The organism is Nocardioides sp., assembly GCF_031422975.1.
GTDB lineage: Bacteria > Actinomycetota > Actinomycetes > Propionibacteriales > Nocardioidaceae > Nocardioides.
In genome coordinates this window covers 1-2512 of record NZ_JANPEO010000454.1, presented here as the reverse complement: position 1 = coordinate 2512, position 2512 = coordinate 1, and the positions used below count along the sequence as shown (strand labels likewise).

Annotated in this window: 3 protein-coding genes; all 3 read right to left on the bottom strand. The window is 71.3% G+C overall.

Going from position 1 to position 2512, the window contains the following annotated elements; genetic code table 11:
* Positions 1 to 823: hypothetical protein (locus tag RMO85_RS13615; RefSeq protein WP_310529266.1), on the bottom strand; the 823-nt coding region annotated here is incomplete at its 3' end.
* On the bottom strand, positions 820 to 2079 hold the full coding sequence (locus RMO85_RS13610) for an MFS transporter (RefSeq protein WP_310529265.1): 1260 nt from the start codon (positions 2077 to 2079) through the stop codon (positions 820 to 822). The genes RMO85_RS13615 and RMO85_RS13610, both read right to left, overlap by 4 nt.
* A 10-nt stretch (positions 2080 to 2089) precedes the next feature.
* Positions 2090 to 2512, bottom strand: a 423-nt coding sequence (locus RMO85_RS13605; RefSeq protein ID WP_310529264.1) for a hypothetical protein, incomplete at its 5' end; no start/stop codon positions are given.

Below are 2512 nucleotides of genomic sequence, written 5' to 3'. Positions count from 1 at the left end.
CGCCGCTCGCGAGGTCGAGCACGGCCAGCTGCCACACGATGGCCCGGCCTCGGTCGACATCGACCTTGAAGGCGACGCGACTCCGGTCGGGGGACACAGCGGGGCACTCAGCCGTCGTCGTGACCGAGGTGAGCGTGCGCGATTCGAGGTTGCCCGCCACGAGGTAGGTCTTGCCGCCCGTGTCCACCGTCGCGTAGAAGGTCACATCGTCGACGAACGTGACGCCCCAGACGTTGCGGTCCGCCGGATCAACCCGGTGGCCCCCGAGGACAAGGGCGAAGTCCTCCAGGTTGCCCCAGTCGCGCCCGCCTCCGACTTCTCGCACTTCGGTCGCGGTGGAGAAGCCGGTCGACATGTAGGAGTGACCGCTGACGAACGCCGTCGTCGCCACCAGGGTCCCGTCGGCGGAGGCGCGCGTCCGGCTCGGGATGCCCGGCAGCGGTCGACTGCTCGACTCCTGCCAGGCGGCATCGAGCTGGTGTGCCTCGAATCTCGTCACCACCCCGCGCTCGGTGACGAGGCAGGACGCACCGCCGTTCCAGGCGGCCACCCTGTCGCAGCTCACGTTGGTGAAGGCTCGTGAGCCGCTGGGCTCGGCGAGCGACACCATCGCCACCATGCCGTACGAGCTGTCGAGGCCGGTGTGCCGGAAGACAATGCGTGGGGCGTCTTGGAGAATGTTGGCGGCGGTCTGTGCGACGGACGGCGGCGTCTCGCGTCGCTCCTGGAAATCCTGCCGCTGCTGCACGGCGTAGGCTCCGGCGCCCCCCGCGACGGCAACGACGACCGTGATGAACGCGGCGGCACGCGTCAGGGTGCTCACGGCGTCGACGCGACGCGGTCGAGGAGGCGAATGTGCGACGCGGCGACCGCCACGGCGAGCAGGAGCGCGCCGGCGACGCCCAACAGTGCGGCGCCGGGACCGACGAGCAGCCAGAGCACACCGAAGCCGGCCGAGGCCAGCATGCGGGCCACCGACACGACGGTCTGCGCGGCGGCGATGCCGCTGCTGCGCGCCTGGACCGGCACGAGCCGACTGGCCACGGCCGCGATCACGCCGTCCGTCGCGGCGTAGAAGGTGCCCAGCAGGAGCAGGGTTCCGATCGTCGCGACGGCCATCGAGGTCGGCACAACGGCACACACGTAGGCCCCGGCCAACGACACGTGTCCGATGACCAGGACGCGGGCGCGCCCGACCCGATCGGACAGCCGGCCGATCGGCACGGCGAAGGCCAGGTAGGCGATATTGGTCCCGACGTACATCAGCGGGAACCACGCCGCCGCAAAGCCGCCGTGGTCGAGCAGGGCGAGGTAGATGAATCCGTCGCCGACGGTGAGGACGCCGAGCAGGCCGACCACGAGCAGGAGTGGACGCAGACGCTGGTCGCCCACGTCACGCCAGCGGAAGGGCGGCGGCGTCGATCCCACCTTCTCGGGCCGGAGCCGAACGTCGGGGCCGAGCAGGCCGAGCAGGGCCACGCCCACGACGGCAAACCCCAACGAGACCACGAGCACGAGCGAATAGCCGTCCGGCACCAGCCACAGCAGGGCGAAGGCGATGAGCGGACCGAGCGCCGCACCGATGGTGTCGAGCATCCGGTGCACGCCGAACGCCCGGCCGAGGTGCTCGGTTGCCGTGCTCGTCGAGATCATCGCGTCACGGGGCGCGGTGCGGATGCCTTTGCCGATGCGATCCGCCGTCACGACGGCCGCGATCGCGCCCGCCCCGGTGGCAAAGAGCAGGAACACGCGCGCCACCGCCGAGACGCCGTAGCCGAGGAACGCGACCCACTTCGGCCGGTCCGTGGTGTCGGCCAGCCAGCCGCCGCCGAGCCGGACCAGTGCGCTCACGCCCTGGTAGAGCCCGTCGATGATGCCGTACGCGACCGGGCTCAGGCCGACCACGGCGGTGAGGTAGAGCGGGAGGATCGCGGAGACGGACTCGGACGAGATGTCGGTGAGCAACGAGACGAATCCGAGGAGGATGACGACGCGACCGACCGGAGCGCGGTCAACCGTGCTCCGTGCGGTCGCGGTCTTGTCCCCGGTTCCCGGACGATCCCGCAGGGTGATGTACATCGAGGACCAGTCACGCCTTCCCGGCCTGCAGGGCGCCGTACACCGAGTAGGACGTCCAGGCCCCCTCGCGGGTCACGGTCACGGTGATGGTGCTGGGTCCGCGCACGAACGCGGCGGCCACGGATCCGGCGGCGGCAGGTGCGGCCTGCTCCTGCATGCCACGCGCGCTGAGTCGCACTCGATAGCCGCGCAGGACCTGCTCGGGCGAGTCCGCGGTGGTGCTCACAAGCGCAGCTTGGAGTCGCTGCTCGTCGGTGGCGACGCTGCTCGTGGCGATGAGCGAGCCGCGCAGCGGGCGCAGGAGCTCCGGGAAACCGGCGACCAGTCGCCCCCGGGCCGAGGCGTTCCTGGGGAACGCGCGACCGATGAAGCTCGCGTCCTGACGGGCCGGCGAGTGGCCGGTCAGACCGGTCGGCGTGCTCGAGGGCGCGCC